The following is a 26,873-nucleotide window of genomic DNA, read 5'->3' as shown; positions in this document are numbered from 1 at the left end:
CACGGGCGTTTACCCTGCTCTCATGAGGATTCTCGTCGTCGACAACTACGACAGCTTTGTGTTCAACCTGGTGCAGTACCTCGGCCAGCTCGGAACCGAAGCCGTGGTCTGGCGCAACGACGATCCACAACTGACGGCAGACCTCGAGGGTGCAGTAGCGCAGTTCGACGGCATTCTCCTGAGCCCGGGCCCCGGAACTCCGCAGCGCGCGGGAGCGACGATGGATCTGGTGAAGGTCTGCGCCGACACAAAGACCCCGCTGCTTGGCGTCTGCCTCGGACATCAGGCGATCGGTGCGGCTTTCGGCGGAACCGTCGACCGCGCGCCCGAACTGCTTCACGGCAAGACGAGTCTGGTTCACCACAAGGACGTCGGCGTCCTGGCCGGACTGCCCGATCCGTTCACCGCTACCCGCTACCACTCGCTGACGGTTCTCGAGGACACCATTCCCGAGGAACTCGAGGTGACCGCCCACACCGAGAGCGGCGTCGTGATGGCGATGCGCCACCGCGAACTGCCGATTCACGGCGTCCAGTTCCACCCCGAGTCCGTACTCACCCAGGGTGGACACCGGATGCTCGCGAACTGGCTCGCAGTCTGCGGTGAGGCGCCTCCGGAAGGACTCGTCGCAGCCCTCGAGGCCGAGGTCGCGTCGGCGCTCGGTGGCGCATTACCCGCAATTCTCTGACACCTGTCCACAAAAAAGTGCCTCCCGGAAATCTCCGGGAGGCACTTTTTCACTTTGCTAGCGGCCGGGGATTCCGAGCGCTCCGACGCTGACGGTGATGACCGCGTCCTTGGAGATCTCCGAGCCCGGAGGCTGGGTCTGCGAGACGATCTTGCCCACCATTTCCGGGGTGAGCGTCGTGCTCTGGTTCTGCACCAGCTGCGAAGCGGTTCCCGCCCAACCGGCTGCGCGAAGCGTGCTCAACGCCTCCGACACCGTCTTGTTGGTCAGATCAGGCATCGCGACCTGGTTGCCGTTGGACACTCGTAGCGTCACGGTCGAACCCTTGGTGGCCGAAGTACCGCCGGTCGGGTCGGTCGAAACAACCTGTCCCTTGGGCAGTCCCGAATCGATCTCCGTGATCTGGACGACGAACCCGGCACCTTCGATGTTGGGCCTCGCCACCTCTTCACGCTGACCGGTGACATCCGGGACACGAACCTGCTCCGGTCCGGTGCCGACGGTGATCGAGACCGCGGAATCGAGAACAACCGACACTCCGACGGCCGGGTCCTGATTGACGATCTTGTCGACCTCGGCGACGGTCGATGCCGCCTTGCCGATGGTCGGATCAAGTCGGAGTCCGACGGAGTTGAGCTTCTTCTCCGCGTCGTCCTGGCTCAGCCCGGTCAGGCGTGGGATCGCGACCTGCTCGGGTCCGGTGGACACGTCGATGGTGACGGTGCTGCCCTTCTCGATACGCACCCCGGCAACCGGACGCGTCGTGATGACGTTTCCGGCGGCGATCACCTTGTCCGTCTTCTGCTGACGCTCCACCTGGAATCCGGCGTTGGTCAGCGTCGCCTCGGCGACGTCGGCGGGCTGGTTGGTCAGGTCACCCGGAACGGTCACCATCTCGACCTTCGGCGAGTTCACCCGAATGAGGAAGAACGTCACCAGACCGATCACCAGAAGCGCCGCGATGCCCATCAGGGCGTAGCGTCCGCCCTTCTTCTTGGCAGGCGGCTCGGCGGCGCGAGTTGTCCTCGCAGGAACCGGCTCGACCGGATCGGGAGCGGTGCGGTAGTTCCCGGTGTCGGAGCCGACGGCGCCGAGGATGGTGGTGCGGTCCTCGTCGTTCATCACCATCGGCGCACTCGGACGCTGACCGCCCAGGACACGCACCAAGTCGCTGCGCATGTCGCCGGCGCTCTGGTAGCGGTTGGCCGGGTTCTTGCTCATTGCCTTGAGAATGATCGAATCCAGCTCGCGCGGAATGTCGGGATTGATCTCCGACGGCGTCTGCGGATCTTCACGAACATGCTGGTACGCCACGGCGACCGGTGAATCACCCTTGAAGGGCGGCTCGCCCGTCAGAATCTCGAACAGCACGCAACCGAGTGAGTAGACGTCCGAACGCGCGTCCACCTGCTCACCTCGCGCCTGCTCCGGCGAGAGGTACTGAGCGGTGCCGATCACGGCGGCCGTCTGCGTCATCGGGCTCGACGCGTCGGAAATGGCACGGGCGATACCGAAGTCCATCACCTTCACGGCGCCGGCACGGTTGATCATGATGTTGGCGGGCTTGACGTCGCGGTGCACGATGCCGTTGCGGTGGCTGAAGTCCAAAGCCGCACAGACGTCCGCGATCACTTCCATCGCCTTGCGCGGAGCCATCGGCCCGGTGCTGCGCACGATGTCACGCAACGTGTCGCCGTCGACGTACTCCATGACGATGTACGGCAGCGGCCCGGCGTCGGTCTCGGCTTCACCGGTGTCGTAGACGGCCACGATCGCCGGATGGTTCAGCGCGGCAGCGTTCTGCGCCTCACGACGGAACCGCAAGTAGAACGTGGGATCGCGCGCGAGGTCTGCACGCAGCACCTTGATCGCGACGTCGCGGCTGAGTCGGAGGTCGCGCGCCAGGTGAACCTCGGACATTCCGCCGAAGCCGAGAATCTCACCCAGCTCGTAGCGGGAGGAGAGATTGCGGGGTGTCGTCATTGGTCTTGTCCTAGCGGTTCTTCAGCGTCTCCGGGATCCGCCAACGGCTCAGTGGTCGTTGTGGTCGTCGTTGTCGTCGTGGTGGTGGTTGTGGTCGTCGGAGTTGTTGTTGTCGTGGTCGGCGTTGTCGTGGTGGTTGTCGGCTCGGTCGTGGTTGTCGTCGGCCGAGTCGTCGTTGTTGTCGGCTCGGTGGTCGTCGTCGTCGGCCGAGTCGTCGTCGTGGTGGGCTTGGTCGTCGTGGTGGTCGGCAACGTCGTGGACGTGACGACGGGCGGCGTCGGGTCGCTGGGACCATCGGTCGCGATCCAGACTCCGCCGATGATCAACGCCAACAAGATCAATCCGCCGCCGGCCCATGCCACGGCCTTCTGCCCACTGGTCATTCCGCCGGCTGCCGCGTCGTCCGCAACAGCTGCGCCCGTCACCGGGCCCGCGTACGTCGGCGGCATGACCTGCGTGGCACCAGTTGCCGGCAACGCGCTTGCGGCACCGGTGGCGAGCAGACCGGGCGGCGGTGGACGCCTCCCTGCCCGAACGGCTGCAACGGCGTCGGCGAACTCACCGCCACTGGCGTAGCGGCCGGCCGGATCCTTGGTCAACGTGATGTCGATGAGCTCGCGGATGTTCGGCGGCAGGTCGGCCGGCATCGGAGCCGGGGTTTCCTGCACGTGCTTCATCGCGACGGTGAGCGCGCCGTCACCGGTGAACGGGCGTCGACCCGAAAGTGCTTCGTATCCGACGATTCCCAGCGAGTACACGTCACTCGCCGCGGTCGCGTCCTGACCGAGAGCCTGCTCGGGCGCGATGTACTGGGCGGTGCCCATCACCATTCCCGTACGCGTGACGGGCGAGTTCTCGACGGCCTTGGCGATGCCGAAGTCCGTGATCTTCACCTGGCCCGTCGGCGTGATTAGGATGTTGCCGGGCTTCACGTCGCGGTGCACGACACCGGCGTCATGTGCGACCTGCAGGGCGCGGCCGGTCTGCTCGAGCATGTCGAGGGCATGCGGAACCGCCAGGCGGCCGACGCGCGCCAGGACGGCGTTGAGCGGTTCACCGTTGACGAGTTCCATCACCAGGTACGCCGTGGAATCGCCCGAGCTGTCGCGGGTCTCGCCGTAGTCGTAGATTCCGGCGATACCGGGATGGTTGAGCTGCGCGGTGGTGCGGGCCTCGAAGCGGAAGCGCTCCAAGAACTCCGGATCGGAAGAGAACTCGGACTTGAGTACCTTGACGGCGACGCGACGGTTGAGCCGGGAGTCGGTGGCTTCCCACACCTGACCCATCCCACCGGTGGCGATGAGACGGATCAATCGGTAACGATCGGCGATCAAAGCGCCGTTGTTCAACGCCACGGTTCAGCCCCCTTGGATTCCGGCTGCGATGACTGCACGACCGATCGGCGCAGCAACCGAGCCACCGGTAGCGGCAAGTCCGCGGTCACCACCGTTCTCGACTATGACGGCCACGGCGACCGTCGGATTCTGCGCCGGTGCAAAAGCGATGTACCAGGCGTGCGGCGGAGTTTCCCGCGGGTTCACGCCGTGCTCGGCGGTACCGGTCTTGGACGCGATCTGAACGCCGGGAATCTTGCCGTCGCCGCCGGTGAAGTTCTCCGAGCCGATCATCAGATCGGTCAGCGTTGCCGCAACTGCCGGCGAGATCGCCTGACCCATCGACACCGGCGACGGTGTACTGAGATCGGTCAGATCCGGTGCCTGCAACTGGGAGATCAGGTTGGGCTGCATCCGCACTCCACCGTTGGCGACGGTCGCGGCGATCACTGCGTTCTCGAGCGGGGTCACCGCGACGTCACGCTGGCCGATGCTGGTCTGGCCGAGAGCCGCGTCGTCGGAGATGTCGCCGACCGTGCTGTCTGCAACCGGCAGCGGGATCGCGGGAGTGTTGGGTCCGATGCCGAAAGCGCTGGCCTCGTCCTTGATGGCGTCCGCGCCGTCCTTGATGCCCAGTTCGACGAAAGCCGTGTTACACGAGCGCGCAAACGCGTCGCGCAACGACGCCGTCGGGTTGGGGCCGCACGTGCTGCCGTTGTAGTTCTCGAGGGTCGTGTTGGTGCCGGGCAGCGTGATCTGCGGCGCCGCGGTCAGCTGGTCGTCCGGGGTCGCACCGTTGCCAAGAGCTGCGGCCGTGGTGAGCACCTTGAAGGTCGAGCCGGGCGGGTAGGTCTGCGAGATAGCGCGGTTGACCAACGGATCGTTGGGATCGGCATTGAGCTCGTCCCACGCCTTGGTGGTTTCGGCGCCGTCGTGGCTGGCAAGCAGGTTCGGGTCGTAGCTCGGGGTGCTGACCATCGTCAGGATGCGTCCGGTGCTCGGCTCGATGGCGACGACGGAACCGGTGTAGCCCTTGCTGGTCAACTGGTCGTAGGCCACCTGCTGCATGGCCGGATTGAGCGTCGTGACGACGTTGCCGCCGCGCGGATCGCGTCCGGACACCAGGTCGAAGAAGCGCTGACTGAACAACCGGTTGTCCGAGCCGTTCAGAATCGGATCCTCGGTGCGCTCGAGGCCGGCGCTGCCGTACTGCATCGAGTAGAAGCCCGTGACCGGTGCGTACGGGTACGGATTCGGATACTCGCGCAGGTACTTGTACCGGTCGTCGGTGGCGCGGGAGGCGGCAAGCACCTGACCGGAAGCCGAGATCTGACCTCGCTGGCGTGAGTACTCGTCGAGCAGCACCCGCGAGTTGCGCGGGTCGGCTCGCAGGTCGTCAGCTTTGATGACCTGTACGTACGTGGCGTTGGCGAGGAGCGCGACGACCATCACCATGACGGCCATCGCGACGCGGCGCAGTGGAGTGTTCATACGCGCGGCATCATCTCGGTATTGGCGTCAGCGATTGGGGGCGGACCTTTCTTCTTCGTCACTACCGGCGCACGAGCCGCGTCCGAGATCCGGACGAGGATGGCCAGCAGTAGGTAGTTCGCGAGCAGCGACGAGCCGCCGTACGACATGAACGGTGTAGTCAGACCCGTCAGCGGGATCAGCTTGGTGACGCCGCCGACGACGACAAAGATCTGGATCGCGATGGTGAACGACAGACCGGCGGCCAGCAGTTTGCCGAAGCTGTCGCGCACTGCCAACGCCGTACGCAGGCCGCGCACGATGAGAAGCAGGAACAGCATCAGCACAGCGGCCAGGCCGATCAAACCGAGCTCTTCGCCGATGGTCGCGATGATGAAGTCCGTCTTCGCGAACGGCACCTGGTTGGGGCGGCCGCTGCCCAGACCTGTTCCGGCGATACCACCGGTGGCCAGGCCGAACAGCGATTGCGAGATCTGATAACCGGTGTTGGCGTAGTCGCCGAGCGGGTCCAGCCAGGTGTCGACGCGCACGCGCACGTGTCCGAACATCTTGTAGGCGAAGAAGAATCCGATGGCGAGCAGTCCGCCGCCGATCACCAGCCAGCCCACACGTTCGGTCGCGATGTAGAGCATCACCAGCACGGTGCTGAAGAGCAGCAACGACGTACCGAGGTCGGTTTCGAAGACGAGCACGCCCACTGAGACGATCCAGGCGAGCAGGATCGGACCGAGGTCGCGGGCACGCGGAAAGTCCATGCCCAGGAAGTGTTTACCGGCCGAGGTGAACAGGTCGCGCTTGGCGACGAGCACCGACGCGAAGAAGATGATGAGCAGGATCTTCGCGAACTCACCTGGCTGAATGCTGAATCCAGGCAGGCGAATCCAGATTTTTGCGCCGTTCACGCTCGAGAACTTCGCCGGCAGGATCGCGGGAATCGCCAGGAACACCAGGCCTGCGAGGCCGAGTGTGTAGCTGAACCGCGCCATCAGGCGGTAGTCCTTCAAGAACACGAGCAGCAACACGAAACCGGTGATCGCCAGTGCAGTCCACATGACCTGCTGGTTCGCATCCGGTGACGGTGCTTCGACGCCGTTGTAGAGCGCTGTCTGTTCGTCGGCGAGGTCGAGTCGGTGGATGAGCACCAACCCGAGGCCGTTGAGCAGGGCGACGATCGGCAGCAGCAGCGGATCGGCGTACGGCGCATACCGCCGAATTGCCAAGTGCGCGATCAGGAACAAGCCCGTGTACGCGAGCGCGTACTTGGCCAGATCGAGAGTGATCTTCTGTTCCTGGCTCGCCTCGACGAGCAGAAGCGAGACCGTCGTGATGATGACGGCAAAGCCCAGGAGCAGCAGCTCCACGTTTCGGCGGGTCGACTGGACCGGCGCCGGGGCAAAACCTCCGGGCGGACTCGGAAAAGCCGTCCCCGCAGCTGCGTTGGACGACATCAGTTGACCGTCCTGCAAGTCTGACCGGGAATGTCGGTCGGCGTAGGCGTAGTCGTGGGTGCTGCCTTCGTCGGCGTGGCCGGCTCAGCGGGCGGCGCAGGAGCCGGAGTGGTCTCCGGTGCAGGCGGGGGAGTGGGCGCTGCTGTCGTTGTCGGAACCGGCTCACAACGAGGAAGCAGATCGCCGCCGATGAGTCGGATCATCTGGCTCTGCGCATCTTCACGCTTGCCGGACGGCAGCCCGGCGCGCACCTGCTCCTGCGCCGACGGCTGCAGATCGGTGACCTCGAGGATGTTGCAGTTGCTGGGAATCGCGTCGGGGGAGACGAGAGTGAGGACGTCGTCGTCGCCGACGCAACCCACCAGATCCGCGTCTTGCAGCGAGTAACCGAGCACCGAACCGGGGATTCCGCGCAGCACCGTCACGCGGCCGTTGTCTTCGCCGACGTAGTAGTTGTTGCGGATGACGGCGCGGCCGATCACGGCGCCGACGCCGACCAGCGCGATCAGCACCACGGCGAGGACCACCCACCACAACCGGTTCCGCTTCTTCTTCGGTTCCGGTTCGGGTTGGGAGACAACTCGCTTGGGCGTCGCGCGCGGCGGACGCATGGCAGCGGCGCGGCCGGCAGCGGTGTTGGGGGGAGGGGCGTCCTCTTCCTCTTCCGTCGACGCGGCGCCCGCGACGATGGGATGCGACTGGCCGTAGTCGAGGTCGATGACATCGGCGACGACGACGGTGACGTTGTCGGGACCGCCGCTGCGCAGCGCCAATTCGATGAGACGGTCGGCGCACTGCTCCTGCGAGCCCTCGCGCATCGTGTTCTCGATGGTCTCGTCGCTGACCACGTCGGAGAGGCCGTCGGAGCAGAGCAGGTAACGATCGCCGGCGCGGGCTTCGCGCACGGTGAGCGTCGGCTCGATCTCGTTGCCGGTCAGCGCCCGCATGATCAGGGATCGCTGCGGGTGCGTGTGTGCCTGTTCGGCGGTGATCCGGCCCTCGTCGACCAGCGACTGAACGAACGTGTCGTCACGGGTGATCTGCGTCAGGTGGTCGTCGCGCAGCAGGTAGGCGCGCGAGTCGCCGATGTGCACGAGGCCGAGCTTGCTGCCCGAGAAGAGGATCGCGGTGAGCGTGGTGCCCATGCCGTCGAGTTCGGGTTCTTCCTCGACGTGATCGGCGATGGAATCGTTGCCCTCGCGGGTGGCTGCCTCGAGCTTGCCGAGCAGATCCTCGCCGGGCTCGTCGTCGTCGAGATGCGCCAGGGCGGCAATCATCAACTGCGACGCGACCTCACCGGCCGCGTGTCCGCCCATGCCGTCGGCCAAAGCCAACAGGCGTGCACCGGCGTACACGGAATCTTCGTTGTTGGAGCGCACGAGACCGCGGTCGCTGCGCGCCGCGTAGCGGAGAACAAGGGTCACGGGCGTAGCTCGATTACCGTCTTGCCGACGCGAACCGGGGTGCCCAGCGGGACGCGCACCGCAGTGGTGACCTTGGCGCGGTCCAGATAGGTGCCGTTGGTCGAACCGAGATCCTCGACGTACCAGTCGGCGCCGCGCTGCGAGAGCCGCGCATGGCGCGTCGACGCGTAATCGTCGGTGAGAACGAGCGTCGAATCATCGGCGCGGCCGATCATGACGGGCTGAGAACCCAGGGTGATGCGGGTACCGGCGAGGGCGCCCTGCGTGACCACCAGGTACCGAGGCACCTTCGCCTTGCCCAGCGAGGGCAGGACCTTTCCGGCGCGGGTGTACCGCGGCGGAACCCTGACCCCGGAGCCGGCATAGATGTCGGAGCGGAGAGTGCGGAGGACTGCCCAGACGAACAGCCACAGTAGGAGCAGGAAGCCCGCCCGTGTGAGTTGCAGAATCAGGCCCTGCACGGCTGTCCACCTCCTTCTATGGCTCGAGCCCCGCCGCAGCGGGGTTCGAGCATTGTCGACTGGCAGCATCATAGGGGGCTCTGGGCCCCGAAGATCACGATACTGACAGCCGCGTGACGGCGGCGCGCCGACGGACCGCCGAATGTTCGATTGTTATCGGAAAAATCCTGGCGTCCGTTTCTCAGCTCAGAGAATACGAACCAGAATCTCCGAGTGACCTGCACGAATGATGTCGCCGTCTGCCAGCTGCCAGTCTTGGACCGGTGCGCCGTTGACGGTGGTGCCGTTCGTGGATCCCAAATCGGACAGCATCGCGGTGCGGCCGTCCCAACGGATGTCGATGTGGCGACGTGAGACGCCCGTGTCCGGGAGGCGGAACTGAGCTTCCTGGCCGCGGCCGATGACATTACTGCCGTCGCGAAGCTGGAAGTGGCGTCCGCTGCCGTCCTCGAGCTGCAGGGTTGCCGTCAGGCTCTGGGCCGTCGGTGCGTAACCGCCCTGCGGCTGGGCGTAGCCCTGCTGCGGGTAGGCCTGCGTCTGCTCGAAGTTGCCGCCCTGCTCGTAGCCGGCCTGCTCGTACGGCTGCTGTGTGTACGCCTGCTGGTCGTAGCCGCCCTGCTGGTAGCTCTGCTGGTCGTAGCCCGGCTGATCGTACGACTGGCCGTTGTACGGCTGCTGGTAACCCTGCTGGTCGTAGCCACCCTGCTGGTAGCCCTGCTGGTCGTACCCACCCTGGTACGCCTGCTGGCCGTAGCCCTGCTGGTCGTACGGCTGCTGCTGGTAACCCTGCTGGTCGTAGCCGCCGCCCTGCTGGTCATAGCCCTGCTGGTCGTAGCCGGCCTGCTCGTACGGCTGCTGCTGGTTCGGGTACGCCTGCTGGTCGTAGCCACCCTGCTGCTGGTTGTAGCCCTGCTGGTCGTCGCCCGTGCGGTAACCGTCGCCGCGGTCGTAACCGTTCTGGTACGGCGCTTCCTGGCCCTGCGGAGTGGCGTAACCGCCGTCGTCGTGGGAGTACCCGTTCCGTGCCGGCTGCTGCGGTTCGGGCTGGCGACCCGCCGGTTCGCGGCTTGGTTCGTAGCCTGAGTTCTGCGTCATGGGGCCGGCTCCTGGTTGTGACGGGACTGGATTGGAAACAGGGGGAACAATCGGTGCGGGTCGCTGAGGCGGCCGTTGTGGAGGCCGCGACGAAACCTGCGGAACATGCGACGGCGGTGATGCCTGCTCGGCGTCACCATCCGGGTCGACGGTTCCGCGGGTGCGGAACTGACCGGTGTGGAGCGTAGGCGAAGGCTCGAAAGTGACCGAGATGTCGCCGTACGTCTGCCAACCCTGATCGCGGATGAAATCCTGCAGGTGTCGGCTGAAAGCTTTGGTCGTCAGTTCGCGATCGGCTGCCAACTCTTCGTGATCGGAGTTGTTGATGGTGATCACGTAGTTGTTGGGGGCGAGAAGGATTCCGCCGCCAAGGTGCTCGACGCGGTCACGTGCCTCCTGCTGGAGCGCCGCCTCTACTTCCTGCGGCACAACACCACCACCGAAGACCCGCGCGAATGCGTCGCCGACAGCTCCTTGGAGCTTTCGTTCGAAACGCTGCACGATGCCCATCGGGCCCTCCTCTCGCCTCGCATCTACGACGGCAAAATGCTCGGCAAGTAGCGCCGGCACCGCCTTGTCGCGTGTCGTCCAAACTGCTGTACAGGTTCCACGGTACTGTCAAATGTCGCTTCGGCAGTACCTGGCCGCTGTTTCAGCATGGTATCGGTTCTGGGCTTTTGGGTGCTCGGTGTTCACCGATTCGTGCCCTGATCTGCACGAATAGAACTTTCAAAGTTTGTCGTGATAATGTTTCGGCGTTGCTCGGGCGAGTGGCGGAATGGCAGACGCGCTGGCTTCAGGTGCCAGTGTCCTTCGGGACGTGGGGGTTCAAGTCCCCCTTCGCCCACCACAAGACGAGGCCCTAACTCCTTTGAGTTGGGGCCTCGTTTTTTTGTTGTCGGCTAACTGGCCGCAGCCTGAATGAAGCTCAGAACGAAGTCCAATGCGGTGCCCGCAAACGGGTCGCCGACTGGTTGAGGGGCCGCGGCGGGCGCAGTGATCTGAGGGGTCATCATCCCTGGCGGCAGTGTGCCGGGCGGGAGATTGATGATGGCGTTGATGTCGTAGATGGTGTTGCCGGGACCGTTGGTCACCGCGAAAGAGATACTGCCGAAGTCGACGACCGGAGTGTCGGCTGATGCAGTACCCACTGCACTGCCGAAGGTGATCGCGGCAGCGAGCGCGCCGACACCGAGGGCCGCGGTGGTCCGGGACAAACGAGTAGGTGTTTCGAGTCCATTCACAGATGTGCTCCCTTTCGTGGTGACAGCATCCGTGCAGGGGACGCCGAGCAGCCAGGAGATTGCAACCACTATCGAGGAAGATAACGGACATTCACCCCATGGCGGGGTGGTTCGGCACGAAGTGCTTCGTCCTTCTGGATCTACCGGAATGGAGGTTGCCGGCGGACTGCTAGTGTCGGAATTCGCAATGACGTGTCCGGTAGTCACCGCTTTGATCGGTACGGCGGCTAAGAAGGATGCGGCACCAGTGGCATATTGAAGAATCGATTGGCGAGGTCAATGAAAATCGCCTCGGGCGACTGCCGGATCTGCGGCCCCATCCATCGGTCCAAGTGGTTCGCCTGATTTCCCCTTGTCGTACAACTGTTTTCGAGGGTGGGGGCCCGCCTCGCTAATTTTCGGGTCAGACAACCGCCTCTTATGTCCGTTAAGCCGCTGACCGAGATCGGACGTCGAAGATCCAGCCTTCGGATGGCGATGCGGACCGGTTCATAGTAGGTCCGGTATCCGGAATATCACTGTCCGCCAAGGTGACTCAAACAGCATCGGGGTAGCGCAGCAAATCGCCGTCCGAACCTGGCCGTGGTCGCGGACAGAAGTAGGCCAGTCGAGCACCCGCACATCCTCTTCGGAGCGGGAGCGCTCAACCGACCGCCTTCTGATCGATTGCTGACTCGTAGAAGGCATCCGCTAGCGCAACGATGACACCGTTGATGCCGGACCCGTCGGTGAAGAAGTAGTCGGCCATAGTGTTGTGGGCCTCCTGATTGTCGACGACCGCCTCAGTAACCGCCGCTTGGAAGTCCTGCGACTCCATGAACTGCTTCTTCGAGTTCACCTTGGTCTGGTTGACAAGGTCCGGATAGGCGAGGAGTCGCTGTACCAGCCCCAGTACGAACTCACGGATCTGCGACTCGGCGAACGCATCGGCGCCGAAGAGGTCGTTCATCTTGTCGATGACGACCTGCAAGGCAACGTATTTCGGTTCCTTCCGAGCACCGGTGCCGGCGGCGCTGATGCCCTTGAGCTGACCGTCACCGGTCAGCGAGATGTCGACCGCAGCCGCCTTGTTGTGCTTGACCCCGACCAGGACCACGTCGGAGAGATCGATCTCCGCAGCCCAGGACGAGTCTGCAATCACCTTGTCCAGCAGCCGCAGGAAGATCGACAGCATCTCCATGTACGGGTCGCCGTAGTCAACGATCTGACTCATGAAGTCGTAGAGCCGGACGTAGGTGGAGACGTCCTTGCGGAACAGGTCGAGAGTGTTGAGCGTGACTTTGTCGTCAGCCTCGATCGCCGCCGCGTAGCGACGCGCGAAGTCGTGCTTGGCCGGGCTGATCGCGGCCGAGAGCGCGTTGTTACCCTTGCGGGTGACCCACAGTTCAGCGACGTCACGCACCTGCTCCGGGGTGTAAATCCCGGCCTGGGCGAGCTTGGTGGCGAGGTGGACGACGACGTACGGGTCGGTCTCGGTCTCGAGGGTGGCACCGGTGAAGTACGGCTCGAACGCGGCCCGGATGTCCTCGGGTTTGTTTACGAAGTCGATGACGAACGTCTTGCGCTTCTGCTCCCCGCTCGCAGTGCGATGGGTGCGGTTGAGCCGGGACAGCGTCTGCACGGCGGTGACCCCGGAGAGCTTCTTGTCGACGTACATCGCAGAGAGTAGTGGCTGATCGAACCCGGTCTGGAACTTGTTGGCGACCAGCATGATCTTGTACGTCGCGCCTTTGAACGCGGCGGCCAGGTCCGAGCCGGCACCGGGGTTGAGGTTGGCCTCGGTGAACTCGTCGTCCTTGCTCGGCTGTGGCCCCCAGTCCGACGACCACTGCTCGTCCTCGTCCATCGTCACCGAGCCGGAGAAAGCGACGAGGGTGCGGTAGCTGTACGAGGCGTCCTCGGCGGCCCGCTTGGCGATGTAGGCGTCGATCGCCTTCTTGTACTTCACCGCAGCCTTGCGCCCGTCGGTCACAACCATCGCCTTCGCCTTGCCCTCAAGTAGGTGGGCGACATTGGTGTGGAAGTGCTCGACGATGATCTGCACCTTCTGGCTGATATTGGTCGGGTGCAGCTTCACCCACCGCATCAAACCCTTACGCGCCGCGGACTCCTCCACCTCACCGCCGTCGCCGCTCTCGGCCTTGCCGGCAATCTTCAACGCAGTGTCGTAGGTCTGGTAGCCCTTGAGCACGTCGAGGATGTAGCCCTCCTCGATCGCCTGTCTCATCGAGTAGAGGTGGAATTCGACCGGCTTCCCGTCAGGCCCCTTACGGCCGAAGAGCTCGAGGGTCTTGTTCTTCGGCGTCGCGGTGAACGCGAGGTAGGAGATGTTCTCCGACTCGGCCCGTTCGGTCATCTCCGCGGCAAAGTGCGACTCGACGTCGACCTCACCGCCATCCTCGATCTCCTTGACCTCCTCCGCGGTCAACACGGCCTTGAGCTTCGAGGAAATCTGGCCGGATTGCGAGGAATGCGCCTCATCTGCGATCACCGCGAACCGCCGCCCCTTCAGCGATGACTTCTTCCGGATCTCGTCGAGGGCGAACGGGAAGGTCTGCACCGTCACCGCGATGATCAGCTCCCCGTTCTTCAACGCGGTTGCCAGCAGCCCGGATTTCGACTTCGCGCCAGCCTTGCGGACGTCTTCGGGACTGATCGTGGCCACGATTTTTCCGGACCCGTCGATTTGCCGGATCGCGTCCTGGAGTTGCCCGTCGAGGACGGTGCGGTCCACGACCACGATCACCGAGTCGAAGACCTTCTTGTCGTCCACGTGCAGCCGTGCGAGCCGGTGTGCGGTCCAGGCGATGGTGTTCGTCTTCCCCGACCCTGCCGAGTGTTCGATCAGGTAGCGCTGCCCCACCCCCTCCTCGCGCACGGCGGCCACGATGTTTGTCACGGCTTCCCACTGGTGGAACCGAGGGAACAGCATGCTCGTTCGCGACACCGATGTACCGGTCGCCACGTCCCATTCCTGCTTGGTCTCGACGATCATCAGTCGGCCGATGATGTTCAGCCAGGCGTCCTTGTCCCAGACTCGCTCCCACAGGTACGCCGACGCCGACTGCCCGCCCTCGGCCGGCGGGTTCCCCGCGCCACCCTTGTACCCCATGTTGAACGGCAGGAAGTGTGTTTTCTGGCCCTCGAGCCGGGTGGTCATCGCGGCCAGGTCGTTGGAGACCGCGAAGTGGACCAGTGCCCGGTGCCCGAACGACAGCAGCGGCTCCGTGCGCCCGTTGGTCAGCGGATTCCGGTCCTTGCGGTACTGGTTGATCGCATCATCGAGAGACTGGGTGAAGTCGGTCTTCAACTCGACTGTGGCGACCGGGATTCCGTTGACGAAGAAGACCAGGTCGATGCTGCGCCGGTCGGCGGTGGAGAAATGCACCTGCCGCATCACCCGCACCCGCATCGCCGCGTACTGCTCGTTGGTCGTCGCGTTCAGACTGGTCTCGGGGCGGAACTGCGCCATCTTCAAACGGCCACCGCCGATGTACTGCACTCCGTTCCTCAGGATGTTCAGCGTCCCGCCACCATGTTCGAGGGGCTTGTCGAGCGCCGCGACAAGTACGTCGAGGAACTTCGCCTGGGACCCCGCCGCCTTCAACGCCTTCTCGTACGCCGCCTGCTGGGTCTCTTGCAGCCAGGCGAACAGGTCCTCGGGAACCAGCGCCCGCTCTCGGTCGTAGTCGGCATCGTTCGCCGAGGACAGCCACCCGTGGGACTCTAGGTGCGCGCAGATCTCGGACTCGAAGACGACCTCGTTGTGATCGGCCATCACGCCACCATCCGGACGTCGATTTGCCCCGTGACTGCCGCCGTGATCAGCGCCCCCCGCCGCTCCTTCGAGAGCTCGATAAACCGCTCGGCCTCAGCGATCAACACGTCAATCTTTGAGGTCTGCTCGGCCAGATACGTAGCGATCCGTCGCTGCTCGTCTCCGTTGTCGGGTGCAGAAACCCGGAGTCCCATCAGGGCTCCAGCGGTCAACTTGGGCTGCGCCGATCCAGAAACAACGGTGGTGACGTCGAGCGCCTCTAGTCTCTGGGCCCAGAAGTCGACGTCGCCATCGCCCAGAGGGCGAAGGACGTGGGCGTGGTTGTTCACCCAGTAGCGCCCTTTGGCAGCAAAGGCTATCGGAGTCGAGCGCATCAGGAGATTGGCTCCATCTTCAGAGACCAACACGAGCGGTTCATCGAACAGGTAGCCGTCGACCTGGTCGATCACACCGGATGCTCCGTAGTAGTCGAAGTCACCGCGGCGGTCGGCACGCTCCTCTCCGCTTAGCGGGATGCGCTGACCGTCGAGACTCTCCGTCCAGTGTCGGACGGCCTTGACGGTCCAATGGCGCGGGACCAAGCCGACCATAGGGTCACCACTGTCGCGGAGTTCGACGTCCTCGTCCACTCCGAAGCAAACGACGCGGGCCACCAGCGCGCGACGGCGCTCGAGGAGCATCTCGATCAGGCGCTGCTGCTCTTCGATAAACGTGTCGATGCGAACCGTCTGAAGATCGAGGTAGTCGGCGATGACACGCTGCTGTTCGACTCCGGGCAGCGAAATCTCGATCGTCTTCATCTCGTCCCAGTACAGGCGCCACTGAGACGGGCGGATGCCTGTGGAACGGAGAGCGTACTGGTCAATCAGGGCGCGCGAGCGGAGCAGGCTATGGAGAAAGCGGCGGTCGTATTGGGGAATAGTTGGCCGAAGGACCTCGTAGTCCGGGCTGACGATGCCCTGGTGCTTGGAGATTCCTAGCGAGCCCTGCCACGCCTTCATCCGGTTCACGACGAGGTCGCCGGGCTGCACAAGCTGGTAGTTGCTCAGATTTTCGGGCGTCCGGTTGAAGTTGTCATTGCGGCTGTCCTTCGGGATCACGCCGTAGTCACGGTAGACACTGAGGACCATCGTGTCCTCATGTCCGCGATCGGAGACCGGCTGGAACAGCCAACCGAGTCGAGTCGTAGTCCACGACTCGGACACGACCGTCGTACTCACTGCTCGACCTCCCGCAGCAGGCCGAGTATCTTGGCGACTTGCTTTTCCAGGTCGGCGTCGATTTCGGCGAGGGGGCGGGGTGGGACGTACTTGTAGAAGTGGCGTGTGAAGGGGATCTCGTAACCGGTCTTGACCTTGGCCCAATCGATCCAGGCATCGGGAAGGTGGAGTTTCACTTCGGCGTCGAAGTACGCCTGGATCACCTCGGCCTTGCCAGCGGCGCCAGCGGTCGAGCCGCCGAAGGTGAAGGGGACCTTCTCGGTGTCACGCTTCTTCGAGTCCGGCTTGGGCTTGCCCTTGCGGTCCACGACCGGGTTCCCGTCCGCGTCGAAGAGGGGGCGCTCGACAGTGAGGGTCCAGTAGCCGAACTCGTCGTTGCGCAGCACCTTGGAGTAGTCCGGGTCTGCGTCGGTGAAGTCGGCATACAGCTTCACCACCTCGGCGCGGTCGGTGTCGCTGATCTCGCGGCCCTTGGAGCCGAGGTTCTTGCGCATCTTGGTCCAGAACGAGGTGCCGTCGATGAGCTGAACCACGCCCTTGCGGTCGGGGTGCTTGGTGTTGTCGAGGATCCATATGTATGTGGCGATGCTGGTGTTGAAGAACATGTTGGTCGGCATCGCGACGATGGCCTCGACCAGGTCGTTCTCCAGTATCCACTTGCGGATGTTGGAGGGGCCAGACTCGGCGGCGCCGTTGAAGAGTGGCGAGCCGTTCATGACGATGCCGACGCGGCCGCCGCCGTCCTCGGGTGCGCGCATCTTGTGGGCCAGGTGGAGCAGGAAGAGCATCTGCCCGTCCGAGCTCGACGGGAGGCCGGGGGCGAACCGGCCGTAAGGGCCGGCTTCGTCGCGCTCTTTCATGACCGCCTTGGCATACTGTTTCCAGTCGACGCCGTACGGCGGGTTGGACATGCAGAAGTCGAAGTGACGACCCGTGAACGCGTCCTCGGTGAGTGTGTTACCGAAGGCGATGTTGGTCGCGTCGTGGCCCTTGGCGAGTAGGTCCGACTTGCAGATCGCGTACGACTGCCCGTTGTACTCCTGGCCGTAGAGGCTCAGCTTCGCATGGGGGTTCTGTTCGAGGAGGTGCTCTTCGGCCAGGGCGAGCATGCCGCCGGTGCCCGCGGTGGGGTCGTACAGCGTGCGGATAATGCCGGCCTCGGTCAGATCGGCGTCCTTCTCGGCGAAGAGCAGGTCGACCAACAGCCGGATCGCATCCCGTGGGGTGTAGTGGTCTCCGGAGGTCTCGTTCGCGGCCTCGTTGAACTTGCGGATGATGTACTCGAACGCATCGCCCATGTCTGCGTTGGAGACGACGTCCGGATGCAGGTCGACGGCCTTGAAGGACGTGATGACCTCGCGCAGCAGCTCCGCCTTCTCCAGTGCGAGGATCTCCTTCTTGAAGTCGAAGTACTCGAACACGTCAACATCAGGCGAGAACCGGTCGATGTAGTCGGCCAGGTTGTCCGCCAGCCCGTCGGCGTCTTTGAGGAGGTTCGCGAAGGAAGTAGTTCGAGGTGTTGTAGAACGGCCGCCCAATGGCCTTCTTGACCTCGATCTTGAGCCGGTTGGGGTTGTCGTACTTCGCCGCTAGCTCGCGCATCGTGTCCCGGTCGGGCTCGATGATGCAGTCGAGGCGGCGCAGGATTGTGAGTGGAAGGATCACGTTGCCGTACTGGTTGGGGCGGTAGGGGCCCCGAAGTTGGTCGGCGATCGACCAGATGAAGCTACCGAGGGTGCTCACAATGCTCCTTACGAGGCTCACTCAACGACGAATATTGGACGCCCAGCGCGAGCCGTGCATGCCGTCCGAACAGGCGGCGCACAGGCTGCAGTGGTCGGTGCGTCGCACGAACATCATTGCGCACCACGAGGCTTACGTGTGCCGCGAGGTCAGCAGGGTCAGCGAATCCGTCGCGGTTGCCTTCCTCGCAGTGAAAGTTCCCTGGCGCCCCGGTCCGGATACCCGGAGAGTGTGTCTCATTTCCTTGGAATTGAACACCCGGCCGTTCGGGTGTGAGATCGAGATTTGCCCCAGCTCGTCGTGTCTCAGAAGTACGTACCAAAACTAGCGTCCCAGCATTGTGCTATGTGCCGACTTAAGAGACCGTTCCAGTATGAGTACAGCGACCCACACCGGACACCTCGTAGGTCACGCCATCGTCACCATGCGATGCGCTCCAGGACGGCGAGTCCAGTGGCTGAGCTCGGCACCATGGCCAAAGACTTCTCGTTCATGGCCGCCTATGTGATGTGGACCATATTGCGGACTTTCTGCAGATTGCTGATTTCAGAAAAGACCGTATGTGGCCGAAGTAGTGAGACTTCCTGGAGGCTCGAGACAACTACCTTCCCCATGGCTGGCCCGACACCGCGGCGCTACCTGCCGATGCGAAAACCTCGGCTTGATTCGCTGAACCCGCCTGATTTCCAAGGACTCCTCCGGTCACCCCGCTTACTAGTTGGACCCCTGCTGCGAAGGCCGATGGTTCGAAGCATTCGCCCCCTGCTTTTCGTCTACGTGTGTCCGAAATGTCGTCCCCATCGGGGACGCCTCAACCCCGCGCCTTCAGCGCCGCACGCGCCGCATTGAACCCACCCATCCCGTGGACCCCGCCGCCCGGGGGAGTCGCGGATGAGCAGAGGTACACGCCCGGGGCCCCGGTGGCATAGGGGTCCAGCCCGAACCGGGGGCGCGCGATGATCTGCCGCGCAGTGTTCGCCCCCGCGGAGATGTCGCCACCCACGTAGTTGGGGTTGTAGGCCTGCATCTGCGGCACATTGCGCACGTGGACGCCCACGATCCGGTCCCGGAACCCCGGCGCAAAGCGCTCGATCTGACGTGTGATCGCTTCTGTGGCGTCACCCGGATAGCCATGCGGCACATGCGCATACGCCCACACCGGGTGGATGTCTCCCACAGATCGGGAGGGGTCGGCCAAGAACTGCTGGCCCAACAGAATGAAGGGCTTGTCCGGCATCTGACCCCGCACGGTCTGGCGTTCGACAGCAGCAGTCTCCGAAATCGTCCCGGACAGATGCAGGGTGCCGGCCTTGCGGGCATGCGGATTCGTCCACGGCACGACGCTTCCGTCGGAGTCACCACGCACGGCGTAGTCGACCTTGTAGGCGGCGGTGCCGTAGCGGAATTTGCGGTAGGCCCGGGCAATGCGATCAGGCTGCCGGCCGTCGAGCAGACGACCGGCCGCGTCGGGGGCGATGTCGAGCATGACGATGTCGTAACCGGCGATCTGGGAGTAGTTGGTGACCCAGTTCCCGGTTTCGATGGTGCCACCGAGGCTGCGCAGGATCGAGGCGAGCGCCTCCGCAATTGATCCTGAACCCCCTTGCGCCACAGGCCAACCGTGAGCATGAGCGGCCGCAGTGAGCATCGAGCCGACAGCACTGGAGAGAGGAAGGGTGAGCGTCCCGAACATGTGCGCCGCGACGCCGCCGAACAGTGCCCGCGCCTGTGGGGTCTTGAACATCCGTGCGAAACCCGTCGCGGGAAGCAGAGCGCCCGTCCCGAAACGGGCGAGCATCAGCGGGTGCTTCGGAACGTGCACGATGGGCTGGAAGACGTCCTGCACCAACTCGTCGAAGTTCTCGGATAGGTATCCGAAGACGTCGAGCCACCTCTTACCGTCGACACCCAGTCCCTCAGCGGTCCGGTTGATGTCGCGCCACAGAACCCCGGCGGTGCCGTCGTCGAGTGGATGGACCAGATCGATCTCGGGCCACAGCCACGTCAGGCCATGCTTGGCGAGCCCGAATTCGCGGTCGAGTTCCTTGAAGTAGGGAGAAGCCAAAGCGGTGGGATGGAAGGCGGAGCAATCGTCGTGGACGAGTCCGTCGACTATGTATTCGCTGCTGCGGGTGCCACCGCCGATCTTGTCCGCACCCTCGATGACATGAACGTCGATTCCGGCGCGGGCGAGTTCGATCGCCGCCGCGAGACCGTTGGGGCCACTGCCCACCACTACTGCTGTTGTCATTTGCTCTTCGCCACCCGTCTTCTCAAGGGTGAGCCTACGGAAATTACAGCGATGGCATTCTGCGAGCAAACAATTCAGGCCTAGACCTTGGTTGATCGATCAACTTTTGTTACAGTTCGAGGCGCACTGGCCGCAGCTGATTTTCATCGCTGCGGCCAGTTGTTGCATTCATCGCCCATCGCGCCTGTTTCCTGCGGATTCGGTATCCTGTGAATCGGAACTTCTCTGCACAGACGCAGCTCCGAAATCTGTCGAGGGGCCTTCTGGCTCCCTGCATCGCCGCAGTTCAGAGCAATTATAGGGCTACCTTAGTTGCGCCCGTGCCGGGGTTCTGAATTATCGTTTTCGTTACACGGTTGACTCACAAAAGTTTCAACCGACCGAAGACTCACGTCGCCGGGTGCCAGAACGCACACCATCGCGTCTGCGCAGGGCGGCTACTTCGGTGGTACCGAACACATCGTCGTGTCGGTGCTTTGAAGGACTTGCATTGCAAGTTGATGGCCATCAGCGCTGCTGGTCGTCGGTGCATCTTTATGGCATACGAAGGCTGGGTATGAAGCAACTTCCAGGCCCCCAGGGCCTCTATCACCCGTCCAATGAGCACGACTCCTGTGGAGTCGCATTTGTTGTCGACATGCATGGTCGCCGCAGCAGGGACATCGTCGAAAAGGCGATCACCGCTCTGGTCAACCTCGAGCATCGCGGCGCTGCCGGATCAGAACCCAACACGGGTGACGGTGCGGGCATTCTGCTGCAGGTTCCCGACAAGTTCTTCCGAGCTGTCGTGGACTTCGCGCTGCCCGCCGAAGGCGCGTACGCAACCGGTATCGCATTCCTCCCGCAGGGCGACGCCGATGCACACGAGGCTGCTGCTGCAGTCGAGAAGATCGTCGTCGAAGAGGGCCTGAAGGTTCTCGGCTGGCGCGAGGTCGGAACCGACGACTCCTCGCTGGGCGCACTGGCGCGCGACGCGATGCCGACGTTCCGTCAGATCTTCATCGGCTCCGAGGGTGACAAGTACACCGGCATGGATCTCGAGCGTCGTGCATACGTGGTGCGTAAGCGCACCGAGCACGAACTCGGCTCCGAAGGCGCCGGCAAGGGTGGCCCGGGTAGCGAGACCGTGTACTTCCCCAGCCTGTCCGGCCAGACGTTCGTCTACAAGGGCATGCTCACCACCCCGCAGCTCAAGGGTTTCTACCTCGACCTGCAGGACGATCGTGTCGAGAGCGCACTGGGCCTGGTCCACTCGCGCTTCTCCACCAACACGTTCCCGTCGTGGCCGCTGGCGCACCCGTTCCGCCGGGTCGCTCACAACGGTGAAATCAACACCGTCACCGGCAACGAGAACTGGATGCGCGCTCGCGAGTCCCTGATCGACAGTGACGTCTTCGGCGGCCGCGAGAACCTGGAGAAGATCTTCCCGATCTGCACCCAGGGCGCCAGTGACACCGCTCGTTTCGACGAGGTGCTCGAGATGCTGCACCTCGCCGGCCGCAGCCTGCCGCACGCAGTTCTCATGATGATCCCGGAAGCCTGGGAGAAGCACGAGAGCATGGACCCCGCTCGTCGGGCGTTCTACGAGTACCACTCGGCACTCATGGAGCCCTGGGACGGACCGGCGTCGGTGTGCTTCACCGACGGCACCGTCATCGGCGCCGTGCTGGACCGCAACGGTCTGCGTCCGTCGCGTCTGTGGATCACCGAAGACGGCCTCGTCGTCATGGCGTCGGAGGTCGGCGTTCTGCCGATCGATCCGTCCACCGTGGTCCGCAAGGTCCGCCTCCAGCCCGGCCGCATGTTCCTCGTGGACACCGCGCAGGGCCGGGTCATCAGCGACGAGGAACTGAAGAACGAACTCGCTGCCGAGCACCCGTACCAGCAGTGGATCGACGAAGGTCTGATCCACATGGACGACCTGCCGGACCGTCCGTACACGTACATGTCGCACGAGCGCGTCGTGCTGCGTCAGCAGCTCTTCGGTTTCACCAACGAAGAAGTCAACCTGCTGGTCAAGCCGATGGCTCTCTCCGGTGCCGAGGCACTGGGCTCGATGGGTACCGACACTCCGATCGCCGTGCTCTCGTCACGTCCCCGGATGCTGTTCGACTACTTCTCGCAGCTCTTCGCTCAGGTCACCAACCCGCCTCTCGACGCGATCCGTGAAGAGGTCGTCACCAGCCTCGGCGCGACCATCGGCCCCGAGGGCGACCTGCTGCACCCGAATGCGGACTCCTGCAAGCAGATTGCGCTCCCGCAGCCGATCCTGCACAACGACGACCTGTCGAAGCTCGTTCACGTCAACGACGACGGCGAATTCCCGGGCTTCCGCAGCGTCGTGATCCGTGGCCTGTACCCCGTCAAGGAAGGCGGCGACGGTATCCGTCGTGCGCTCGAGGGCATCAAGTACCAGGTCTCGCAGGCAATCGAGGGTGGCGCGCGCATCGTCGTGCTCTCGGACCGTGAGTCCACCGAGGACTACGCACCGATCCCGTCGCTGCTCCTCACCTCGGCTGTGCACCACCACCTGGTTCGTGAGAAGTCGCGCACCAAGGTCGGCCTCATCGTCGAGGCCGGCGACGCCCGCGAGGTGCACCACATGGCGCTCCTCATCGGCTTCGGTGCCGCAGCGGTCAACCCGTACATGGCTTTCGAGACCATCGACGAGTTCCTGCAGAACGGCGAGCTCGAGGGTCTGACCCTCGAGAAAGGCATCGCGAACTACATCAAGGCAGCCGGCAAGGGTGTCCTGAAGGTGATGTCCAAGATGGGCATCTCGACGCTCGCGTCGTACACCGGTGCTCAGCTGTTCCAGGTCATCGGCCTCTCACAGGAGCTGACGGACGAGTACTTCACCGGTCTGCAGTCGCAGCTCGGTGGCATCGGCCTCGACCAGATCGCAGCCGACGTCCAGGCACGTCACGCCGTCGCATACCTCGATCGCCCCGAAGAGCGCGCTCACCGCGAGCTCGAGGTCGGCGGCGAGTACCAGTGGCGTCGTGAAGGCGAGTACCACCTGTTCAACCCGGACACGGTCTTCAAGCTCCAGCACGCAACTCGCACAGGTCAGTACGAGGTGTTCAAGGAGTACACGACCATGGTCAACGACCAGTCGGAGCGCCTTGCCGCTCTGCGTGGTCTGTTCGACTTCAACATCGGCAAGCGGCCGTCGATCTCGATCGACGAGGTCGAGCCGGCCAGCGAGATCGTCAAGCGTTTCTCGACGGGTGCGATGAGCTACGGCTCCATCTCCGCCGAGGCTCACGAGACTCTCGCCATCGCGATGAACCGTCTGGGCGCCCGCTCCAATTCCGGTGAGGGCGGCGAACATCCGTCGCGCTTCACGCCGGACGAGAACGGCGATCTGCGTCGCAGTGCCATCAAGCAGGTCGCGTCGGGACGCTTCGGTGTCACCTCGCACTACCTGAGCAACTGCACCGACATCCAGATCAAGATGGCGCAGGGAGCCAAGCCCGGTGAGGGCGGCCAGCTTCCGGCTCACAAGGTGTACCCGTGGGTGGCCGAGGTTCGGCACTCCACGCCTGGCGTCGGCCTGATTTCGCCGCCGCCGCACCACGACATCTACTCGATCGAGGATCTCGCTCAGCTGATCCACGACCTGAAGAACGCCAACCCGCAGGCCCGCATCCACGTGAAGCTGGTCTCCGAGGTCGGCGTCGGAACGGTCGCGGCCGGTGTCTCCAAGGCACATGCCGACGTCGTTCTGATCTCCGGTCACGACGGTGGCACCGGTGCCACCCCGCTGACCTCCGTCAAGCACGCGGGCGCACCGTGGGAACTCGGCCTCGCCGAGACCCAGCAGACGTTGCTGCTCAACGGTCTCCGTGACCGCATCGTCGTGCAGGTCGACGGCCAGCTCAAGACGGGTCGCGACGTCGTCGTCGCTGCCCTGCTCGGCGGCGAGGAGTTCGGTTTCGCCACCGCACCGCTGGTTGTCTCGGGCTGCATCATGATGCGCGTCTGCCACCTCGACACCTGCCCCGTCGGTGTCGCGACGCAGAACCCGTTGCTGCGTCAGCGTTTCAGTGGCAAGCCGGAATTCGTCGAGAACTTCTTCATGTTCATCGCCGAAGAGGTTCGCGAGCTTCTCGCGGAACTCGGTTTCCGCACGCTGCTCGAAGCCGTCGGCCAGGTCGACATGCTGGACACCACGCGCGCTCTCGATCACTGGAAGGGAAGCAAGGCAGGCAATCTCGATCTGTCGCCGATCCTCACCCAGGTCGAGTCCGCGTTCATGGACCAGGACGTCCACTGCACCGGCACGCAGGATCACGGTCTCGACAAGGCACTCGATCAGCAGTTGATCGTCTCGGCCCGCAACGCACTCGACAAGGGTGAGGCGGTCTCCTTCGAGTCCGCGATCACCAACGTCAACCGCACGGTCGGCACCATGCTCGGCCACGAGGTCACCAAGGCGTTCGGTGGAGAGGGCTTGCCCGAGGGCACCATCGACATCACGTTCACCGGTTCCGCCGGTAACAGCTTCGGTGCTTTCGTGCCCAGCGGTATGACCCTGCGCCTGCACGGCGACGCCAACGACTTCGTCGGCAAGGGCCTTTCGGGTGGACGCATCGTCGTACGCCCGCCGCTCGATGCAGCGGAAGGCTTTGTCGCCGAGGACAACATCATCGGTGGCAACGTCATCCTGTTCGGCGCCACCAGCGGCGAGGCTCTGCTTCGCGGTGTCGTCGGCGAACGCTTCGCAGTCCGTAACTCCGGCGCCACTGCCGTCGTCGAGGGTGTGGGCGATCATGGTTGCGAGTACATGACGGGTGGAAAGGTGGTCATCCTCGGAGCCACCGGACGTAACTTCGGCGCCGGCATGTCCGGTGGCGTCGCGTACATCTACAACCCCGACAAGGCATTCGAGAAGAACCTCAACACCGAACTGGTGGACCTCGAGGATCTTTCGGGCGACGACTTCACCTGGTTGAAGGGCGCCATCGAACGTCATCGCGACGAAACCGGCTCCGAGGTTGCAACGCGCATCCTCGCTGACTGGTCGCAGCAGGTGGGTCACTTCGCAAAGGTGATGCCCCGCGACTACAAGAAGGTTCTTTTGGCCATCGCGGCCGCAGAGAAGGATGGCAAGAACGTGGACGAGGCAGTTATGGAGGCAGCTCGTGGGTGATCCAAGCGGCTTCCTGAAGCACACGTCGCGCGAACTTCCGGTTCGCCGGCCGGTGCCGTTGCGCCTGCTCGACTGGAAAGAGGTCTACGAGGAGTTCCCGAAGGAAACCCTCAAGACCCAGGCCAGCCGTTGCATGGACTGCGGAATTCCTTTCTGCCACAACGGTTGCCCTCTCGGAAACTTGATTCCCGAGTGGAACGACCTGGTCTACAAGGACCACTGGCACGACGCCATCGAGCGTCTGCACGCGACCAACAACTTCCCGGAGTTCACCGGTCGTCTGTGCCCCGCACCCTGTGAGGCGTCCTGTGTCCTGGGCATCAACCAGGATCCGGTCACCATCAAGCAGGTCGAGGTCGAGATCATCGACAAGGCCTTCGACGAAGGGTGGGTCAAGCCGGTTCGCGCCGCGCACGCCACCAACAAGAAGGTTGCGGTTGTCGGCAGTGGTCCGGCCGGTCTGGCTGCAGCGCAGCAGCTGACCCGCGCCGGTCACGCAGTGACGGTCTTCGAGCGGGCAGACCGCATCGGCGGCCTGCTGCGCTACGGCATCCCCGAGTTCAAGATGGAGAAGCGGCACATCGACCGCCGTCTCGAGCAGATGGAAGCCGAAGGCACCGTCTTCAAGACCAACGTCAATGTCGGCGTGGACATCACCGCGGACGAGCTGCGTGAGCAGTTCGACGCAGTGGTTCTGGCCGGCGGCGCCACGGCAGCTCGCGATCTTCCGATCCCGGGCCGCGAACTGGACGGCATCCACCAGGCGATGGAGTTCCTGCCGATCGCCAACCGCGTGCAGTTGGGTGACCTCGACGCTCCCACCATCACCGCTGAGGGCAAGAAGGTTGTCATCATCGGCGGCGGCGACACCGGAGCGGACTGCCTCGGCACCTCGCACCGTCAGGGTGCGGCCAGCGTCCACCAGTTCGAGATCATGCCGCGTCCGCCGGAGACTCGCGCCGAGCAGACTCCGTGGCCGACGTACCCGCTCATGTTCCGCGTGGCTTCGGCTCACGAGGAGGGCGGCGAGCGTCTGTTCTCCGTCAACACCGAGAACTTCGTCGGTGAAAACGGCAAGGTCACCGGACTCAAGGCTCACGAGGTCGAGATGAAGTCGGGTCGCTTCGAGAAGGTCGAGGGCTCGGACTTCGAGCTCGAAGCCGATCTCGTGCTCCTGGCAATGGGCTTCGTCGGTCCCGAGAAGCCGGGTCTGCTCACCGATCTCGGTGTCGACTTGAACGAGCGTGGCAACGTCGCCCGCACGTCGAAGTGGAACACCAACGTCGACGGCGTGTTCGTGGCCGGCGACATGGGCCGCGGCCAGTCCCTGATCGTCTGGGCCATCGCCGAGGGACGTTCCGCAGCAGCCGCTGTGGACACCTACCTCGAGGGTGTCACGGCCCTTCCGTCACCGATCCACCCGACAGCGGCTCCGCAGCGCTAGAGGCTCTTACTAAGCCGCACCCCACCGCATTCGGTGGGGTGCGGCTTTGTTTCTGCAAGTAATTCGCGCGATCTGTAACAAACCTTCATCGATCGTGCATCGGACAGACACAAC

Annotated in this window: 14 protein-coding genes, 1 tRNA gene and 1 pseudogene; 4 read left to right on the top strand and 12 right to left on the bottom strand. The window is 63.9% G+C overall.

Going from position 1 to position 26,873, the window contains the following annotated elements; all coding sequences use genetic code 11:
• The first annotated feature begins 22 nt into the window (after window positions 1-22).
• On the top strand, window positions 23-688 hold the full coding sequence (locus tag P3G66_RS24170) for an aminodeoxychorismate/anthranilate synthase component II (protein ID WP_003942537.1): 666 nt from the start codon (window positions 23-25) through the stop codon (window positions 686-688).
• Between the two features lie 57 nt (window positions 689-745).
• Here the strand turns inward: P3G66_RS24170 and pknB are convergent, their stop codons facing one another.
• The 7 genes from pknB to P3G66_RS24135 all read right to left on the bottom strand — a co-directional run bounded on the left by pknB (window position 746) and on the right by P3G66_RS24135 (window position 10,434).
• The gene (pknB, locus tag P3G66_RS24165; protein WP_042453355.1) at window positions 746-2,671 is read right to left on the bottom strand and encodes a Stk1 family PASTA domain-containing Ser/Thr kinase; all 1,926 of its coding nucleotides are present in this window, start codon (window positions 2,669-2,671) and stop codon (window positions 746-748) included.
• Window positions 2,668-4,026, bottom strand: coding sequence for a protein kinase (locus P3G66_RS24160; RefSeq protein WP_019746232.1), 1,359 nt, complete (start codon window positions 4,024-4,026; stop codon window positions 2,668-2,670). The genes pknB and P3G66_RS24160 overlap by 4 nt, the downstream gene beginning before the upstream one ends.
• A 3-nt stretch (window positions 4,027-4,029) precedes the next feature.
• Window positions 4,030-5,496 carry a penicillin-binding protein 2 gene (locus tag P3G66_RS24155; protein WP_003943415.1) on the bottom strand — a complete coding sequence of 489 codons (1,467 nt, stop codon included), beginning with the start codon at window positions 5,494-5,496 and terminating at the stop codon, window positions 4,030-4,032.
• The gene (locus P3G66_RS24150) at window positions 5,493-6,944 is read right to left on the bottom strand and encodes an FtsW/RodA/SpoVE family cell cycle protein (protein WP_003943414.1); all 1,452 of its coding nucleotides are present in this window, start codon (window positions 6,942-6,944) and stop codon (window positions 5,493-5,495) included. Before P3G66_RS24150 ends, P3G66_RS24155 begins: the two co-directional genes overlap by 4 nt.
• On the bottom strand, window positions 6,944-8,368 hold the full coding sequence (locus P3G66_RS24145) for a protein phosphatase 2C domain-containing protein (protein ID WP_276117201.1): 1,425 nt from the start codon (window positions 8,366-8,368) through the stop codon (window positions 6,944-6,946). Before P3G66_RS24145 ends, P3G66_RS24150 begins: the two co-directional genes overlap by 1 nt.
• On the bottom strand, window positions 8,365-8,829 hold the full coding sequence (locus tag P3G66_RS24140) for an FHA domain-containing protein (protein ID WP_003943418.1): 465 nt from the start codon (window positions 8,827-8,829) through the stop codon (window positions 8,365-8,367). Before P3G66_RS24140 ends, P3G66_RS24145 begins: the two co-directional genes overlap by 4 nt.
• Before the next feature lie 186 nt (window positions 8,830-9,015).
• The gene (locus tag P3G66_RS24135; protein ID WP_042920727.1) at window positions 9,016-10,434 is read right to left on the bottom strand and encodes a DUF3662 and FHA domain-containing protein; all 1,419 of its coding nucleotides are present in this window, start codon (window positions 10,432-10,434) and stop codon (window positions 9,016-9,018) included.
• A gap of 254 nt (window positions 10,435-10,688) precedes the next feature.
• Here P3G66_RS24135 and P3G66_RS24130 point away from each other — a divergent pair.
• Window positions 10,689-10,774: transfer RNA gene (locus P3G66_RS24130), tRNA-Leu, on the top strand.
• A gap of 52 nt (window positions 10,775-10,826) precedes the next feature.
• On the opposite strand, the gene P3G66_RS24125 is transcribed toward P3G66_RS24130, so the two are convergent.
• The 5 genes and pseudogenes from P3G66_RS24125 to P3G66_RS24105 all read right to left on the bottom strand — a co-directional run bounded on the left by P3G66_RS24125 (window position 10,827) and on the right by P3G66_RS24105 (window position 20,160).
• Window positions 10,827-11,168: a hypothetical protein gene (locus P3G66_RS24125; protein ID WP_064688157.1), complete on the bottom strand. Its 342-nt coding sequence runs from the start codon at window positions 11,166-11,168 to the stop codon at window positions 10,827-10,829.
• 643 nt (window positions 11,169-11,811) lie between these two features.
• A complete protein-coding gene (locus tag P3G66_RS24120; RefSeq protein WP_192712809.1) occupies window positions 11,812-14,946 on the bottom strand; it encodes a DEAD/DEAH box helicase family protein in 3,135 nt (1,044 codons plus the stop codon).
• Window positions 14,946-16,076, bottom strand: a complete 1,131-nt coding sequence (locus P3G66_RS24115) for a restriction endonuclease subunit S (protein ID WP_192712810.1) — start codon at window positions 16,074-16,076, stop codon at window positions 14,946-14,948. The genes P3G66_RS24120 and P3G66_RS24115 overlap by 1 nt, the downstream gene beginning before the upstream one ends.
• Before the next feature lie 86 nt (window positions 16,077-16,162).
• Window positions 16,163-17,909: pseudogene (locus tag P3G66_RS24110) on the bottom strand (class I SAM-dependent DNA methyltransferase).
• Window positions 17,910-18,720: 811 nt separating this feature from the next.
• On the bottom strand, window positions 18,721-20,160 hold the full coding sequence (locus tag P3G66_RS24105; RefSeq protein ID WP_192712812.1) for an NAD(P)/FAD-dependent oxidoreductase: 1,440 nt from the start codon (window positions 20,158-20,160) through the stop codon (window positions 18,721-18,723).
• A 556-nt stretch (window positions 20,161-20,716) separates the two neighbouring features.
• Between P3G66_RS24105 and gltB the strand changes: the two genes are divergently transcribed.
• On the top strand, window positions 20,717-25,315 hold the full coding sequence (gene gltB / locus P3G66_RS24100) for a glutamate synthase large subunit (protein WP_151097437.1): 4,599 nt from the start codon (window positions 20,717-20,719) through the stop codon (window positions 25,313-25,315).
• A complete protein-coding gene (locus P3G66_RS24095) occupies window positions 25,308-26,759 on the top strand; it encodes a glutamate synthase subunit beta (RefSeq protein WP_003943594.1) in 1,452 nt (483 codons plus the stop codon). Before gltB ends, P3G66_RS24095 begins: the two co-directional genes overlap by 8 nt.
• The last annotated feature ends 114 nt before the right edge of the window (window positions 26,760-26,873 follow it).

Source organism: Rhodococcus sp. C3V (assembly GCF_029269915.1).
Taxonomy (GTDB): domain Bacteria; phylum Actinomycetota; class Actinomycetes; order Mycobacteriales; family Mycobacteriaceae; genus Rhodococcus_F; species Rhodococcus_F qingshengii.
The sequence above is the reverse complement of the archived record's forward strand: the minus strand, read 5'-3'. Positions and strand labels throughout refer to the sequence as shown.

Bases quoted from the DNA above. Each gene is read 5' to 3' on its own strand.
- P3G66_RS24170 (WP_003942537.1), top strand. From the start codon at position 23: ATGAGGATTCTCGTCGTCGACAACTACGACAGCTTTGTGTTCAACCTG.
- pknB (WP_042453355.1), bottom strand. From the start codon at position 2,671: ATGACGACACCCCGCAATCTCTCCTCCCGCTACGAGCTGGGTGAGATT.
- P3G66_RS24155 (WP_003943415.1), bottom strand. From the start codon at position 5,496: ATGAACACTCCACTGCGCCGCGTCGCGATGGCCGTCATGGTGATGGTC.
- P3G66_RS24150 (WP_003943414.1), bottom strand. From the start codon at position 6,944: ATGTCGTCCAACGCAGCTGCGGGGACGGCTTTTCCGAGTCCGCCCGGA.
- P3G66_RS24135 (WP_042920727.1), bottom strand. From the start codon at position 10,434: ATGGGCATCGTGCAGCGTTTCGAACGAAAGCTCCAAGGAGCTGTCGGC.
- P3G66_RS24120 (WP_192712809.1), bottom strand. From the start codon at position 14,946: ATGGCCGATCACAACGAGGTCGTCTTCGAGTCCGAGATCTGCGCGCAC.
- P3G66_RS24115 (WP_192712810.1), bottom strand. From the start codon at position 16,076: ATGGTCCTCAGTGTCTACCGTGACTACGGCGTGATCCCGAAGGACAGC.
- P3G66_RS24105 (WP_192712812.1), bottom strand. From the start codon at position 20,160: ATGACAACAGCAGTAGTGGTGGGCAGTGGCCCCAACGGTCTCGCGGCG.
- gltB (WP_151097437.1), top strand. From the start codon at position 20,717: ATGAAGCAACTTCCAGGCCCCCAGGGCCTCTATCACCCGTCCAATGAG.